Below are 15209 nucleotides of genomic sequence, written 5' to 3' on the forward strand. Positions count from 1 at the left end.
TAAGCAGCGGCATTTAAATTTGAAAATGTTGATTATACGTCCGGCAATTGTTTAACAAATACTTCTCTAAGACTACTTCGGTCATTTACTTACAACCTTTTCCTATAATCGAAACCTGATTTTCATTAACCTCGTATTGTGCATCCAAAGCATTACAGATCGCTTCCAGCTTTTCTTTGAACGGCTGACCAATCAGCGTTGCATTCAACGTGCAATTGGCCATTTTTACCTTATCATAACTGATTTGCACATTGTAGACGTGCTCCAAGGTCCGGAACACTTCATGAATGGGTGTTTCATCAAAGACAAAACCTTGTTTCAGAATATCCATATCCACGGCCAGTTCCTTGATGTGGTCATCCAGTTTAATGATTTTCCCGCTTTCTTTTGAAAATGCTATTTTCTGATCCTGACTAAGTGTAATTCCAGTCAGCGCCGGTTTATCTGATTCCTCGTCGATTTCCTTTTTATCCAGATTATTGATTGAAAAAACGGATACGGTTCCTGTTTTCACCTCCACGCGTATGTCCTTATTTGCTTCCGATGCGTCAATCATAAAACTGGTCCCCAACACTTTGGTAGCCAAACCGTAAGTATAAACCAGAAATGGTTTTTCGCGATTTTTTACAATTTCAAAAAACGCCTTACCAGTCAGTGTAACTTCCCTCCGCTTCGCATTGGCAACTTCCGAATAACTCAAATGTCCACCCGGCTGCAAAACCACTGAGCTGCCATCTGCCAGCAGGATCGTCATCGGCTTTTTGGTATCATTATTCCTCTGAACCATGCCCGTGTAGGCGTTTTGTTCAACAGCTGCAACTTCACCGGCACGCCCTAATCCCTGTTTATAGTAAAACCAATAGCTCACCGATCCGATGCCCAATATCAACGCCGCAGAAGCCGCAACCCTGATCCAGCGCCAACCTGAAACCACTCTGGCCTGAGTGGCCGGCTCATCGATTTCTGAAAATTCGCTGGACTGACTGTGCATTTGGCTCTCAACAGCATTCCACATGCGCTCACTCTGTTTTTTCGTTGGCTGATCTCTGCCGGTGTCCCTGGCGAGCAGGATTACATATTCACGGGCGGCTTCAACTGTCTGTTTTTTATCAGGATTATTTTCCAAAAAAATTTGCCACTTTCTATCGCTTAAAGCGTCGGGATGCATCACCCATGCGATAAATTCATCGCTTCGGATCAATTCCGTCAGAGAGTAAGGGTCATGCGTCATATCAAAGGGATGCAAAATTTCGTCTTTCATAAGGAAAGAGCGAGCAATTGGCGAAATGACCCCTCGAAAATTTAATTTTTTTACAAAAAAATTCTAAAAAATGCCTAACAAGCAGAAAATGAGACTTGAAATAAGGAGAATTTGCCGGTTAAGGCGAAGGGAAGTAAGTGCTTTATAAATGAAATTGCGGACTGACTTCTCGCTTACACCCATGATGCCGGCGATTTCTTCAATGCTGAAATCATCAAAATATCGCAGTGTCAGCGCTTCAACTTGCCGCTCGGGAAGCTGTGCAAGTAAATTTTGGATTTGTCTAACCCTTAATGATGCAGACTCGACGTCAATAAGTAATGTTTCCGAGTTTCCTCCATTGGCCGGAGTTTCCTGGTCTGCCAACAGGGTAATTTCTTCCGTAACCGGAAATTTATCCCGGGCCAGATGAATTCTCCTGCGCAGCGCACGATAGAGGTAAAATTTGACGGAGGTTATTTTATCGGTGAGGTTATTGCGCAATCGCCAGACATCAATAAAAACATCCTGGACTGCATCTTCGACGATGGCCGAGTTTGGGGAGAGTTTGCTTCCGTAGTTGTAAAGCGTGCGGTGGTATTTTTCGAAAATAATGGTAAATGCCTGCTCATCTCCTTCACGGATTCGCTGCCATAACTGCTGGTCCGTTTTTTCCCCGATGAAGGCCTCAAAATTAATCACCGCTTTGTCCGTTTTTACTAACAAGGCATAAAGCTAAATAATTATTCTTAAAATACTATTTGAAATGGTTTGGTTTTGGCAAAAGTGTAACCGGGGGAGAATGAAAAATTATGTGATTTCTTTTCACAAAAAATAGGGATGATAGGACATTGATACGTCCTGTCATCCCTATGGTCACTCCATGCTGTGTTTTTATTTATGCATTGCCCAATTCATACACCAGTCTCTCAACTGCATCATATGACGTTGCCGGGAAGTTGGCGATGCGGAGCTGGGAGCTTTTAAATTCTCCATAGCCGCTGCCGATCACCATGCCTTTTTCCTTGATTTTCTTAATAATATCTCCTGCCGGTGCCTCGACATTTGCCACCACCACGGTTTGCGAGCGATTCTCGATTTCTTTTACGAATGAAGAAAATCCATTGGTTTTCTCAATGAAATCGTAGATCAGAGCGGCCTTTTGCTCAGTCGCCTTCCTGATTTCTACAACGCCGATTTTATTAAAATCCTCTGCAATTTTACCTAACAGGTAGATTCCCATTACATTAGGCGTTGCAGGCGTTTCATTATTCAGCGCATTTTTCCAAAGCGTTGGCAAGTCATTGTGTGCACCAATTGAATACTGACTCTTGATCTGCTTCGCTTTTTCCAAACATTTTTCACTCACGATCCAAACTCCCAATCCTGCCGGCAGCCCAAATGCTTTTTGCACAGAAAAGAATGCTGTATCGATCAGATTGTAATCCAGATCAGGATATGGGGCGGATGACACCATATCAACGGCGATGAATTTGTCCGGGTTTTTCTGTTTCAGCTTATGGATTTCACTCACAGGCATTTGCACGCCTGAACTGGTTTCGTTATGCGTGACGCAGATCAATTCGGCATATTCAGGAACTTCGATCTCGTCTGCGGTAAAGCCTTCGCCCATGGGCTTCTCATACTTATGCGCATATTTATTCAACGCCGTTGAATACTCACAGAATTTCTTTGAGAATGATCCATTAACGAGGTGAAAGCTTTCCAGCTCTACACAGCTGAATAAAATCCGCTCCCACGCCTCAGAAGCGGAGCCCAGGAACATTATGGCATGTGTATCAGGAACATTCAAAAGAATGCGCAGCTGATCGACGGTAAACTTATGCAAGTCGCGATACTGCTGGCTGCGATGCGAAATCGACCCTAGCTGACCGCTGACGAAGCTTTGTAAATGCTGCTCAAATGTGGGGTAGAGCTGAGCGGGGCCTGGCGTGAAGTATGTAAGAGACATTTATGAATGACTGAATTTTGAATGAGCGAATGACTGACCGGGTCGACGGTGCGATGAGTGAATAAAATGCAGGCGGCCGTGCGATAATTAGCCTATTGGCATGTTAAATCTTCGTTTATCGACCTTAATACAGCATTCTGAATCTGATTGTGCCTTCTATGTCTTTCACTTCCTGAATGAATTCTTCGGTATAATCTTTGGCAATGTCTACGATTACGTAACCAATATGCTCATTGGTTTTCAAATACTGACCTGTAATGTTGATATTGTTTTTACCAAAAATATGGTTCAGCTTCGCCAGAATTCCCGGAACGTTTGCGTGAATGTGCAATAGTCGGTGGGAATCTTTCAGTTTCGGCAACTGCACTTCGGGGAAATTTACGCTTCCGTAAGAGCTGCCGTTGTTCATGAATTCCAATAATTTGGATGGCACGAAATGACCAATGTTCTCCTGCGCTTCCTCGGTGCTTCCGCCAATGTGTGGTGTAAGGATCACGTTAGGCAAGCCTCTTAATTCACTTTCAAAAATCTCGTCGTTCGTCTTTGGCTCTTTTGGAAACACGTCTACACCCGCTCCCGCCACTTTTCCACTCTTCACAGCATTTGCCAGCGCCTGAATGTCCACAACGTGACCGCGTGACAGATTCAGGAAGATAACGCCGTCTTTCATCAGGTCAAATTCACGCTTGCCGATCAGGTTTGTATTTTCCTTACGACCATCCACATGCATGCTAATCACGTCAGAAATAGCCAAAAGCTCTTCCAATGTGCTCACTTTTCTTGCATTACCCAGGGATAATTTCTCAACTGAATCGTAGAAATAAACTTCCATCCCAAGCGCTTCGGCCACAACCGAAAGTTGGGTCCCAATGCTTCCGTAACCTACCATTCCCAATTTCTTACCGCGAACTTCAAAACTTCCGTTTGCCGATTTGTCCCAAATGCCCTTATGCAGCTGATTGCTCTTGCCAACAATGTTACGGATCAGCATAATCATTTCACCCACGGCCAGTTCTACAACCGAACGGGTGTTGCTATATGGTGCATTAAAAACGGCAATTCCTTTTTTCGCAGCTTCTTCCAGATCAATTTGATTGGTTCCGATGCAGAATGCGCCAATCGCCATCAAACGGTTCGCATTATCCAGAACGCGCTTGGTAATGTTGGTTTTGGAACGAATCCCGATGATGGAAACATCCTTGATACGCTCGCAAAGCTCATCTTCATCCAACGCACCTTTGACAAATTCTACATTAAAACCTTGCTCCTCGAACGCGCGCAGCGCCGCCGGATGCACGTTTTCAAGCAAAAGCACCTTGATCCGGCTCTTCGGATAAGACTGGCTTCTGCTCATTTTATTATCGTATAAAAAGTCATCAAATGACGTCGCAATGTGGTCTGCAACAGCCATCACCCGCGGACGCTCCACATTTTCTGTAAATGCGTAAAAGCGACTTGCCAGGCCTGATGCCTTTAATTCATAGTCTGTATAACCATCCCCAATGGCATAAACGTCGCCAGTCAGGTTCAGGGAAGAAAGCAGTTTGATCTTTCCGCCATCCGTTGAAAGCACATTTTCTTCATCTACCCCGGTAATGTTCCCGTCTTCATCGAATAGAAATTCATTGGCATAGACATGGTCCGCACGAATGCCCAATTCCGTTGCAACCGGCACAATAAACTCCTTGAAACCGCTTGATACAATAAATATCTGATCTGCATTTTCAGTCAAAAACTGCCTGTTACGCTGAAAAGAATCCGAAATTTTAGTTCTCAAAAAAGAAACCAGCTCCTGAATGTGGGAACGGTTCGCCTTCAACAGCTCTATTCGCTGGCGAAGCCCGTCAGCAAACGACATTTCGCCATTCATGCCCTTATTTGTCAGATCAGCTATTTTCTGAACAACCTGATCACGTTCTGGATGGCCATTTAAGGCGATCGCTGCTAATTCGTCGAGCCCTTCCACTTTCGTAAAAGTGCTGTCAAAATCAATGATAATGTACGGTGATGGATTAAGTGTTAATGTGGACATGAAACGGGAAATAACTGAATATTAATCGGTTAAATAGAATTGGTGTTAACAGCCGCAAAATTACGAATCTGAAACATATCACACTAACAAAATAATATCTGAATCAGTTTTATCGTGAAAGAAACTCCAAAGCCCGCTCCTCTGACCAATAAACGCCGTTTTTCAACCTCCTTGGTCTGAATCCGCAATGTCCGCCATCTGGTGTCGCAACCAGACAAACCTGTGCATGGGCTTTCAGTTCTGCCAGCGGCAGGCTGCTATACGGCACAATCGGATCGTTTTTAGCATTAATAACCATTGTTGGAATGGCTATGTCTCTGATGAAGAATTTAGAACTACACGCTTCGTAATAATGATCGGCACCATCGAACCCGTGCAGCGGGGCGGTAAAAATATGGTCGAAGTCGTAAAGCGTGCGGACGTGTTTTTGATCACTTACATTGATCCGGTCAGGAAAAAACGCAGCTTTTGCATTCACTTTGGGTTTTAATGTATTCAAAAACCGATGCATATAGACCTTATTTTCAGGCTGTATAATAGAGAGGCTGCAAGCACGAAGATCCATGGGAACGCTGAAAACCAATGCGCTTTTAATTCTGCTGTCCAGGTCTGCACCCGATTCGCCGAGATATTTAAGCGTAAGGTTCCCGCCCAAACTAAATCCGAGCAAATGGATCTGTTCATAATGCCTGGTTAATGCATTTTGAATAACGAGATCAAGATCCTCTGATGCGCCGCTGTGATAAAAGCGTGCGGTTTTGTTCATTTCGCCGCCGCAGCCACGAAAATTCCAGGCCAGGCAATCGAATCCATTCCTGTTTAAAAGCTTCACCATCCCTAAGATGTACTGCCGTGTGCTATTACCTTCGAGCCCGTGCGAAAGGATGGCGAGTTTCCCCGATTTCGCATTTTCGCCATAAGACCAATCCAGATCAAGAAAATCCTCGTCAGGTGTTACAATTCTTTCCCGGTGGTAAATAACACCGTTAACTTTCCGAAAAAGAGCGGGGTAAATGCTCTGAAAATGTCCGTTTGGAAGCCAGTAGGGCGATATAGTGCTTTCTGTTTCAATCAATGGCATGCGACAAAGATTATTGAATTAACTAGAATAATTCTAAGCGTTTTTTAATTTTATTATTGCATTTATACTTTTTCTGTATACATTTGGTTTTTAAAAATATAAGATCAATACTAATGGCAGAAGGTACAGTAAAGTTTTTCAATGATTCCAAAGGATTTGGATTCATTCAACCATCAACTGGTGAAAAAGACATTTTCGTTCACGTTTCAGGTCTTCAAGACGACATCCGTGAGAATGACAAAGTGTCTTACGACGTAGAAAATGGAAAAAAAGGTCTAAACGCTGTTAACGTTCGCGTTATCTAAGTTTAGTCATAATAAGACATTTCGAAAGCATGCTGAACCGCATGCTTTTTTTATGCCCTTTCCGCTCGCTTGTCGTTACTATCTCGCTACTTCTATTTTGTATTTCTTCCCTTTCATTTTTTCCGGGGCAATCAATTGCAGCATTGCCTTTGCTTTTCCACGTTTCACTGCCGCAAATGATATGTTGTCTTTCACCTCGATCAGGCCAAGGTCTTGCTTTTCGAGTTTGCCTTTTTGTAAAAGAAAGCCCACAATGTCCATTTTATTGAGCTTGCTTTTCTTGCCCCCGCTGATGTAAATGGTTACCCAATCCGAAACCGGCGGCGCAGCGAATTTTGCCGGAAGATCCAGGACCTTGGGCTTGCTGGAAATATATTCTGGCAATTTATCTTCCTTATCCATTAAAATATAGGCCGTTCCCTCGGCCAGCATGCGCGCCGTGCGGCCGTTCCTATGCGTGAACTCGTCGCCTTTCATGGGCAGCTCGAAGTGGATCACGTGTTTCATGTCCGGAATGTCCAGGCCGCGTGCTGCAAGGTCTGTTGCTGCCAAAAACAATACGGAGCCGTTGCGAAAACGGATTAATGTGCGTTCGCGGTCTTCTTGTTCGAGTTTACCGTGAAAATAGGCACAATCAATGCCTTCTTCTTTCACTACGGCGCTGATGCGTTCGACAGAATCCCTTTGGTTACAGAAGATCAATGTTGATTCGGCGCCTAAAAAGCTCAATAACTTCACCAGCGTTGTCATTTTGTCCTTTTCAGCCAAAACCTGGACAACTGTAAGTCCCGCGCTCTTATTTTTATTTGTTACAAAATCAACGGTAACAGGCGCCTTAATGCTTGTAAATGAAGGAATTTTAGTGGTCGTAGCGGAGACCAGAACCTTTTTCTTCACATTTCTCAAATTCCGGACGATCTCAGACATTTCTTCCTGGAACCCGAGTTCGAGGGATTTATCAAACTCGTCCAAAATAAGCGTGGAAATATGTCTGCCGGTAAATGAATTTCTGCGAATGTGGTCCAGAATGCGGCCTGGCGTTCCTACGATCAACGCGGGCGCTTCCACAAGGCTTCGAATTTCTGTCCGCATATCGTGACCGCCATAGCAGCACGTAACCTTAAACCCGGTCGACATTTTCTTCCAAACCTGTTCGATTTGCAGTGCGAGCTCGCGTGTAGGAACTATGACCATGCATTGCACGTGATCGGTTTCCAGCTTTAAAAAGGACGCAACCGGAAGTAAAAAGGCGAGCGTTTTTCCCGAGCCAGTCGGTGCGAGCAGCACGACTTCGCTATTCTGCTGAATGGCCTCATTCGCCTGCTGCTGCATTTCGTTCAGCTCGGTAATGCCCAGGCCAGCGAGATTTATTGTAGTATTTTCCGGATTTGTCATGGCCAAAGATAACAGTTAGCCCCGGATTAAAATCCGGGGCAATGTAAATCCGGGCTGGATTAAATACGGGGCAATTGAAGTTTGGGCTGTTAATCGTACAAATCCTCCGAGCGTTCCAGCATTAAAATGGAAGCTTGCGGAACGATGACATATTTTTGTCCGTCATATTCCAAATCAATGGCATTACGCTGCAAATAGATGGCCAAATCACCTTCCTTGGACTGCAAAGGCATATATTTAACTTTTTCCTCCGTTTCTTTCCAGGGCTCATCTTCTGCCGCAACAGGAATCGGATATCCCGGCCCTACTTTGATCACGTAACCACTTTGCACCTGCTCCCTTTCCGTTACGGTCGGAGGCAGATAAAGGCCACTGTTTGTGCGGTCACTCGGACTTTTCGGGCGAATCAAAACACGATCTCCTACCACTATGAGGCTTCTTAACTTATTGTCAGCTGTTACTTCGTACATTTTATTAAAACTTTAATCTAAAAGGACGTTGATCATCCCTCCCATTTCTGGTAACAAATATTTAAGCGCAAATGTTTTTCCTTTTCTCTTCCTTAAAACTGAAAATAAATGAACTGGTTTTCAGTGATAACGCCCAAAAAGTAAGTCAGGAAGGCAATGATGGGGAATAATATAAAAAATACGGCTGTGCTGGCAGTTGGTATTTTTTCAAAGTAATGTTCTTTCCAAAGCAAAAAACCAATCAGGAAAACGCAGAACCACATTTCGACCTGGTTGAAAGGGCTTGATATTTGGTCGGAAAATGAAAGGTTGCCAATTTTCTCAAAAATTACCATCGAGCGGCTCAGCGAATTTCGGAAAAATATCCAGGCTAATGTGACTAAGGCAAAGGTCAGCAGCACATTAACTGCTCGAATTAAAAAGTTGTCCGGAATTTGAATGTTCGCCTTCTTTAAATACTTATCTCGTAAAGACGCCATGATCTGGTAAAACCCGTGCAAGGCGCCCCAAATCACAAAACTCCAACTCGTTCCATGCCATAACCCGCTGACCATGAACACGATCATTTGGTTGCGGTATTTCATAAATTCTCCGTTCCGGTTGCCTCCGAGTGGAATGTATAAATAATCCCGGAACCATGTTGATAGCGAAATATGCCATCTTCCCCAGAATTCGGGAATGGATCTGGACTCATAAGGAGACCGGAAATTATCCATTAATGTAAAGCCCATCACCCGCGCGGCGCCAATCGCAATGTCGGAATAGCCGGAAAAGTCGCAATAGATTTGAAAAGAATAAAACGCTGTGGCTGTCAGCAATGTAAGCCCATTATGGTCCGAAGCCGGATCGTAGGCATAATCCACGAAAACGGAAAGCCGGTCGGCAATGACCATTTTCTTGAAAAACCCGAAGGCCATCTGTATTAACCCTGACTTCACCAGCTCAAAATCATATTTGAAATACGAATGAAACTGGAAAAGCATGTTTTGCGGGCGCTCGATCGGCCCGGCGACCAGCTGCGGGTAAAACATCACATACAATGCATAAATACCAAAGTTTCGCTCGGCGGTTTGGTTGCCGCGATAGACTTCAATGGTATAACTCATGGCCTGAAATGTGTGAAAAGACAAGCCAATCGGAAGCAGGACTTTCCCTTCGCCAGTTGTCATCCATTCTGCTATGCGACTGGGAATGAGCCTGGTTAATGCAGGAACAGCCGGTCGTAAATCGAAACTCGCCAGCACGCTGTTGACGGAATCCTGTAAAAAATCGTAATACTTGAAGAATGCAAGAATGCCGATGTTGGAGATTAAACTGATGATCAGCAGCAGCTTTTTTCGTTTTTGATCAGTCGATTGTTCAATCCAAATCCCTGCATAATAGTCGATTACGATGGTTCCAAACAGGATCAGGATAAAGATCGGCTTGAAAACCATGTAAAAGTAGCAACTGGCTGCCAGCAAAAGCATCCAGCGCCCACGCCACGACAAGCTGAAATATGCCAGCGTGACAACAATAAAGAAGATAATGAATTGTATATCGGTAAACAGCATCAGTTCAAATGTACTCTCGGTTGACTATTTCTTCCTTAATAATGAACAAAGGGCGATTTTTGGACTGAAAAAATATGCGGAGCACGTATTCCCCGATGATGCCCAGCGCCAGTAACTGCACGCCGCTGAACAGAATTATAACAAAAAGCAAGGATGTGAAACCCTCAATCACGTGGGCAAAAAACATCTTTTTGACGACAACAACAATAAAATAGAACAGAGAAATCAAGATTGCAGTAACGCCTACCCTGCTCATGAATTTAATCGGGAATTCACTGAAATTGAAAATCCCGTTATAAGCCAGTTGAAATAATTGCTTGAACGAATATTTGGATTCTCCCGCGGCCCGTGCGTCTCTTTCGTACTCAAAACCAACCTGCTTGAAACCGATCCAGGAGCGCATTCCCCTTAAATAACGGCTTTCCTCGGGCATTTTATTCAAAACATCCACAACCCGGCGACTGATCAATGCAAAATCACCACTGTCCAGCGGAATTTCAACATAGGAAATGGAGCGCAAAATTCGATAGAACAAATGATAGCCCATTTTCTTCACAAAACCTTCCTTACGCTTCTTGCGAACTGCGTAAACGACGTCGTTTCCTTCTTTTAATAATTTATAAAAATCCGGAAGCAACTCTGGTGGGTCCTGCAAATCACCGTCAATCACGAAAAGTGCCTCAGTTCCTCTTGCTGCGGCAATTCCGGCTGTCAATGCGAGCTGGTGGCCGTGGTTTCTGGAAAGAAAAACACCGTGGTAACGCTCGTCTGTTAATGCCAGCTGCCTGATTTTGAGCGCCGTATCATCCCGGCTTCCGTCGTCGATCAGCACAACTTCAATAGCAAGCGGACTGGAATCCATCAATGCATTGATTCGCTGAATGAGCATCGGAAACGACTCTGACTCATTATAAAGCGGGGCGACAATGGAAATCTGAGGGATTTGAGACATTCTTCTGTTTGGCTATTTGCTATGGCGGCAAAAATACACCTTTAAGCGCATATCAAGTGTGCAAATTATTTATGGGATTGTAATTTTTCTAAGAATCCCGCCTTCCGACTTTCCGTTTTCAATGTTAATGATGCCCAAATCGTATGATCCGGGTTTGAGGGACGTCATTGGAATTTCCGTGTCGGCACCCTTGTCGTATTGCTTCAAAATGTTCCGTCCAGCGTATTTTTGAGGGGTCATTTTGAAGAAATAAAGCTGTTTATCGTCACGAACGAAGGCATAATGACCATTACTGCGGTTCAAAGACATGCTGCTTTGCGGATCATTGACAACTAAAATGCTGTCGCGCATGGTAACGGTTATGCCTTCTTCCACTGAGATCGGATTTTGTATCTTGCCAATTTCCTTTGCCAGGTTTTCGGGTTTGTCCGGATATTCATACGCTCCCCAGCTCACCATTTGCTTCATCATTCTATCCACATAAAACGCGCTTGTCGAAAACGGAACGTGACCCAGTCCAAATGCATTGTGCTCCTGGTTGTATCCATTGACTGTCAGGTATTTATTCCGTTCCGCAATGACCGGCAGATAACCATAAATGGAAAATACCCAAATGATCACGCTGGTCGTTAATGCAAACTGAAATATCCATTCCTGAATCTGTTTACCGGAAACTGCATTGATGAATGTAAGATAAGCCACGGTCAGAAATAGCGCGGGATACATTTTGTAATTGCTGACAATCATTACAAAAAACCCAAAACGAGGTCTTAACAGGCCTATAATGAGCGCATTGACCAATAAAAATGTCAGTATGCCTAACAAGAACATGTCTTGATTTTTCTTATCAACGGATGCTTCCGGACCTGCGTAACGGGTATTTTTTGGCCAGTTGAATGTGCGGGTAAGCCACGGAATGAGTTGTTTGTACAACCAGATAACCACCCAGATCATTACCAAAAAGCCCATCAAAACCGGCAGGGCGGAACGGACGACAATGGTTTTTTCGGGAAAGAAATCAAATAAGCCTCCCAGAAACGCGAAGAATCCTAAAACGGACAAATGCGGATATTTGGCAAAGAACTCCATGCTGGACTCGTTGCCCTGCGCCGACATGCCGTAAAAATAGAACCCTACCGCCAACGCGCCTGCTAAAAGCCAGATGCTGAGTTGCTTATATTGGGATCTCAAAAGCAGGATCATCACGCCAGCCGGCCACACGAAAATGCCATTACTCATTGCATATGTGGCACATACAGCGGCTAAAACCGCCCAACCAAACCTGTTTCTTGACAAAAGAAACATTGAAAGACTGATAAAAAACACCACTGGCTGATGTTGCAAACTGCAAATCGCCCACAGAAAAACCAGGTGATACTGCAATTGGAAAAGCAAAAAAGGAACCGGTAAAAAATACCACCAGTTGATCTTTGTTTTGGCAAAAGACAGCCAGAAGATCCTGAATGTCCCCAGCGTGAAACAAGCCCCGGCAATGTGCAGAAAAGTGAAATTCAAATGTCCGGTAACCCAGTAGTAAGTAAGCGTCACGAGCTTGCCAATCACCATGCGGTGCTCATTATTGGGCTGAAATAGTAATGTTAGCCTGTCGGAAAAGGATGAATCGGTGATCCATTTTCTTAAAAAATCAGGAAATGGGTCGAAATCGTCATACCAGGGCAGATTGACGGAATAATATAAGATGACAAACACCCAAAGCAGCACGGGCAGTGTCATGGCGGCACTTATGGCTAACTTTTTACTGCTGTTCACCTTGCGAATCTTTCATGATAATTACTTTCTTACCAAAATATCCGGCCATGCACCTATTCCACCAATGTATTTGATTGGTCTTGATATCATCATCATAAAAGATTGATAACGGCTTGGAATAAATCGGCGGTAAATAGACAGTGCTTTCCTTTGAGTCGCGCAATATGGCATAGCGCTCATACATTTCCTTGTCAAATGCCGCAGCTTTTCCGTGGATCAGGTCTGAGTACATTAAGCGAACATTGGCGCTGCGAAAAAATGATAAGCCGATGGACAAGATCAGGATAGCGTAAAGGATCCCGTAACGCACCACCGAAAAATGAAATTGATTGGTTTTGCTCTTTCTGAAATAGTGAAAGACAACGCCGATCACATAAAACCAGCCGATCAGGAAAAAGAAATAAACGCAGTTGATCACACGGGGCGTCGGTTCGATTCCAACTCCATAATAAGAAGGGAAAAGTTGCGCGGACAGCACGCCGACGAATAAGAGCACCGCATACCAAACCGGGATGGAGAAATAATTTCTTGCCCCGGCCGACAACCTGGAAAGCACAACCAGCCACGCTAAGGAAAAGAAAATCAACGGTGTGCGGAAGACCCAGTTGAAGCTTAGAACGGCGAGTTTTTTGAATGAGGATATCACCGAAAACGGAACATTACCTCCCAAAGGATTGCCACCAATGCGAGCCTGATTGCCCGGAGAACTGAAATACAAGAAACAGGACGCCGCACAAACCAGCAACATTGCTATCATGAAACCATCCACTTTGCGGTGGAAAAGAATGCGGTATACCCACCATGCGCCGATGAGTAAAACAATGATCAGCAGATTGGTTTCACTGCTTCCGACAATGGCAAAAACCAGAAACCCGGCTAATGTGCTTAATAATAATTTGGCCGTTTGCGTGTCCTGCCGATACCAGCGGAGCACAAGCACGATCCATAGCAATGTGAAAATGTTTGGAATCGTATAAGTCACAAAAGCCGCCATCCAGTAAAATGCCTCGGACATGCTGGCGATTTTCAATATATAAAGGAAGAAGACAACGCCAGCGAACCCCAGATGCGCCATTCCCGACAATGTGGGCGTAAGGTGCCGGAACAGGCTGTACAATGCGAAAACCACTCCTGAAAGCAGGACAACCGGCAGTATTTTAAAACCGGTGACCGAATGAAACAGCAGCGGATTGGAATGGTTCAGGAAAATCCCGAAATAACGTCCCGTCCAGCCGGAATAGTAATAATTCATGGCTTCGAGCCAGCCGAATCTGAACACCGTGTCGATGTAACAGTAATCGTCGGCGGGCGAAGGATGATTGAAATATGACAGTGCGAACAACGGAGCCAGGACTGTGACCATCAATAAGATGTTGATCCAGTTGCCTACGATCCGATATTTTCGATAAAATCTATTCATTTAAAGTTTTTTCAATGATGTAACGAGGACGGCCTTTTACTTCTTCGTAAATCTTGCCAATGTATTCTCCAATCAGCCCAAGCGCCATCATATTGGAACCACTAAAAAACGTGAGCGGTAACATGGTGGAAGTCCAGCCGGGCACGGTATAACCAACCAGATAGGAGAAAAGAATATAAGCCACGATAATCATCGCGACCAAAAAATTGAAAACCCCGAAATACAAAACCAGCCGCATGGGGAATGTGGAAAAAGACGTAATGCCATTCCACGCGAAAAGCAGCATTTTGCTCAGCGGATATTTGGTTTCTCCGGCCTCACGTTCCAGGCGGTTATAAAAAACCTTGTCATTCCTGAAACCTACCAACGGCACAATGCCGCGCAGAAACATATTAATTTCCTTAAAATTACCCAGTTCCTGCAAAACTCGGCGGTCCATTAACCGGAAATCGGCATGATTGAAAACAACCGGAACGCCCATTTTTTGCATTAACACATAAAAACTCTCAGCAGTAACGCGCTTAAACCAGCTATCCGAACTCCTGTCGCCCCTTACACCGTAAACGACCATTGCGCCTTCGCGGTGCTTTTCAACCATGGCTGCAATGGCGTTCATATCGTCCTGCAAGTCGGCGTCGATGGTGATAAAGCAATCGAAGCTGTCCATGTTCTTTTCCAAACCGGCCATAATAGCGCTTTGGTGGCCGAAATTGCGGGATAATCCCACGCCGATAATGTTGGGATCCTGCTGGCAGAGCTGCTCTATAATGTTCCAGGTTTTGTCCCGGCTTCCATCATTCACGAAACAAATGCGGCTGTCTTCTGTGATAAGGCCCTGCTGTTTGAGCGAGTTGTAGTAAACGCTCAGTTTAGAATAGGTCAGATGTAATATGGCCTCTTCATTGTAGCAGGGAATTACCAGAAGTAAACGCGCTGGATTCATAGAACACCTTTTGGTTGAGTCGACAAAAATAGCAGTAATAAGTTAATATGCTCTTTTTATCAATGTAGTCTTCGGA

13 protein-coding genes are annotated in these 15209 nt (G+C 44.4%); 1 reads left to right on the plus strand and 12 read right to left on the minus strand.

The genetic code is table 11. The annotated features are described in order from the left end of the window. Nucleotides 1–85: 85 nt before the first annotated feature. The 5 genes from NFI81_RS14910 to NFI81_RS14930 form a co-directional block, all read right to left on the minus strand. Entirely contained in the window at nt 86–1261 is a 1176-nt protein-coding gene (locus tag NFI81_RS14910; RefSeq protein ID WP_234611659.1) for a FecR family protein, read from the minus strand. A gap of 63 nt (nt 1262–1324) precedes the next feature. Then, a complete protein-coding gene (locus NFI81_RS14915; protein WP_234611658.1) occupies nt 1325–1966 on the minus strand; it encodes an RNA polymerase sigma factor in 642 nt (213 codons plus the stop codon). A 172-nt stretch (nt 1967–2138) separates the two neighbouring features. Then, on the minus strand, nt 2139–3212 hold the full coding sequence (locus NFI81_RS14920; protein WP_234611657.1) for an aminotransferase class V-fold PLP-dependent enzyme: 1074 nt from the start codon (nt 3210–3212) through the stop codon (nt 2139–2141). Between the two features lie 124 nt (nt 3213–3336). Next, nucleotides 3337–5244, minus strand: a complete 1908-nt coding sequence (serA, locus tag NFI81_RS14925; RefSeq protein ID WP_234611656.1) for a phosphoglycerate dehydrogenase — start codon at nt 5242–5244, stop codon at nt 3337–3339. 109 nt (nt 5245–5353) lie between these two features. Further along, the gene (locus NFI81_RS14930; protein ID WP_234611655.1) at nt 5354–6325 is read right to left on the minus strand and encodes a YheT family hydrolase; all 972 of its coding nucleotides are present in this window, start codon (nt 6323–6325) and stop codon (nt 5354–5356) included. A gap of 113 nt (nt 6326–6438) precedes the next feature. On the opposite strand from NFI81_RS14930, the gene NFI81_RS14935 reads away from it, so the two are divergent. Beyond that, a complete protein-coding gene (locus NFI81_RS14935; RefSeq protein ID WP_026630672.1) occupies nt 6439–6630 on the plus strand; it encodes a cold-shock protein in 192 nt (63 codons plus the stop codon). Nucleotides 6631–6708: 78 nt separating this feature from the next. Here NFI81_RS14935 and NFI81_RS14940 read toward each other — a convergent pair whose 3' ends face one another. The 7 genes from NFI81_RS14940 to NFI81_RS14970 all read right to left on the minus strand — a co-directional run bounded on the left by NFI81_RS14940 (nt 6709) and on the right by NFI81_RS14970 (nt 15133). Beyond that, nucleotides 6709–8025 carry a DEAD/DEAH box helicase gene (locus tag NFI81_RS14940; RefSeq protein WP_234611654.1) on the minus strand — a complete coding sequence of 439 codons (1317 nt, stop codon included), beginning with the start codon at nt 8023–8025 and terminating at the stop codon, nt 6709–6711. An 89-nt stretch (nt 8026–8114) separates the two neighbouring features. Continuing rightward, on the minus strand, nt 8115–8495 hold the full coding sequence (locus NFI81_RS14945) for a co-chaperone GroES (RefSeq protein ID WP_026630669.1): 381 nt from the start codon (nt 8493–8495) through the stop codon (nt 8115–8117). Nucleotides 8496–8587: 92 nt separating this feature from the next. After that, complete coding sequence (locus tag NFI81_RS14950; protein WP_234611653.1) at nt 8588–10048, minus strand: MBOAT family O-acyltransferase; 1461 nt, start codon at nt 10046–10048, stop codon at nt 8588–8590. A gap of 4 nt (nt 10049–10052) precedes the next feature. Next, nucleotides 10053–11000, minus strand: coding sequence for a glycosyltransferase family 2 protein (locus NFI81_RS14955; RefSeq protein WP_234608612.1), 948 nt, complete (start codon nt 10998–11000; stop codon nt 10053–10055). Between the two features lie 69 nt (nt 11001–11069). After that, nucleotides 11070–12734: a hypothetical protein gene (locus tag NFI81_RS14960; protein WP_234611652.1), complete on the minus strand. Its 1665-nt coding sequence runs from the start codon at nt 12732–12734 to the stop codon at nt 11070–11072. 22 nt (nt 12735–12756) lie between these two features. Continuing rightward, nucleotides 12757–14190, minus strand: a complete 1434-nt coding sequence (locus tag NFI81_RS14965; protein ID WP_234611651.1) for a DUF6056 family protein — start codon at nt 14188–14190, stop codon at nt 12757–12759. After that, complete coding sequence (locus tag NFI81_RS14970) at nt 14183–15133, minus strand: glycosyltransferase family 2 protein (protein ID WP_234611650.1); 951 nt, start codon at nt 15131–15133, stop codon at nt 14183–14185. The genes NFI81_RS14965 and NFI81_RS14970 overlap by 8 nt, the downstream gene beginning before the upstream one ends. Nucleotides 15134–15209 lie beyond the last annotated feature (76 nt).

Origin of the sequence: Dyadobacter fanqingshengii (genome assembly GCF_023822005.2) — a bacterium.
In the GTDB taxonomy this organism is placed as follows: Bacteria; Bacteroidota; Bacteroidia; order Cytophagales; family Spirosomataceae; genus Dyadobacter; species Dyadobacter fanqingshengii.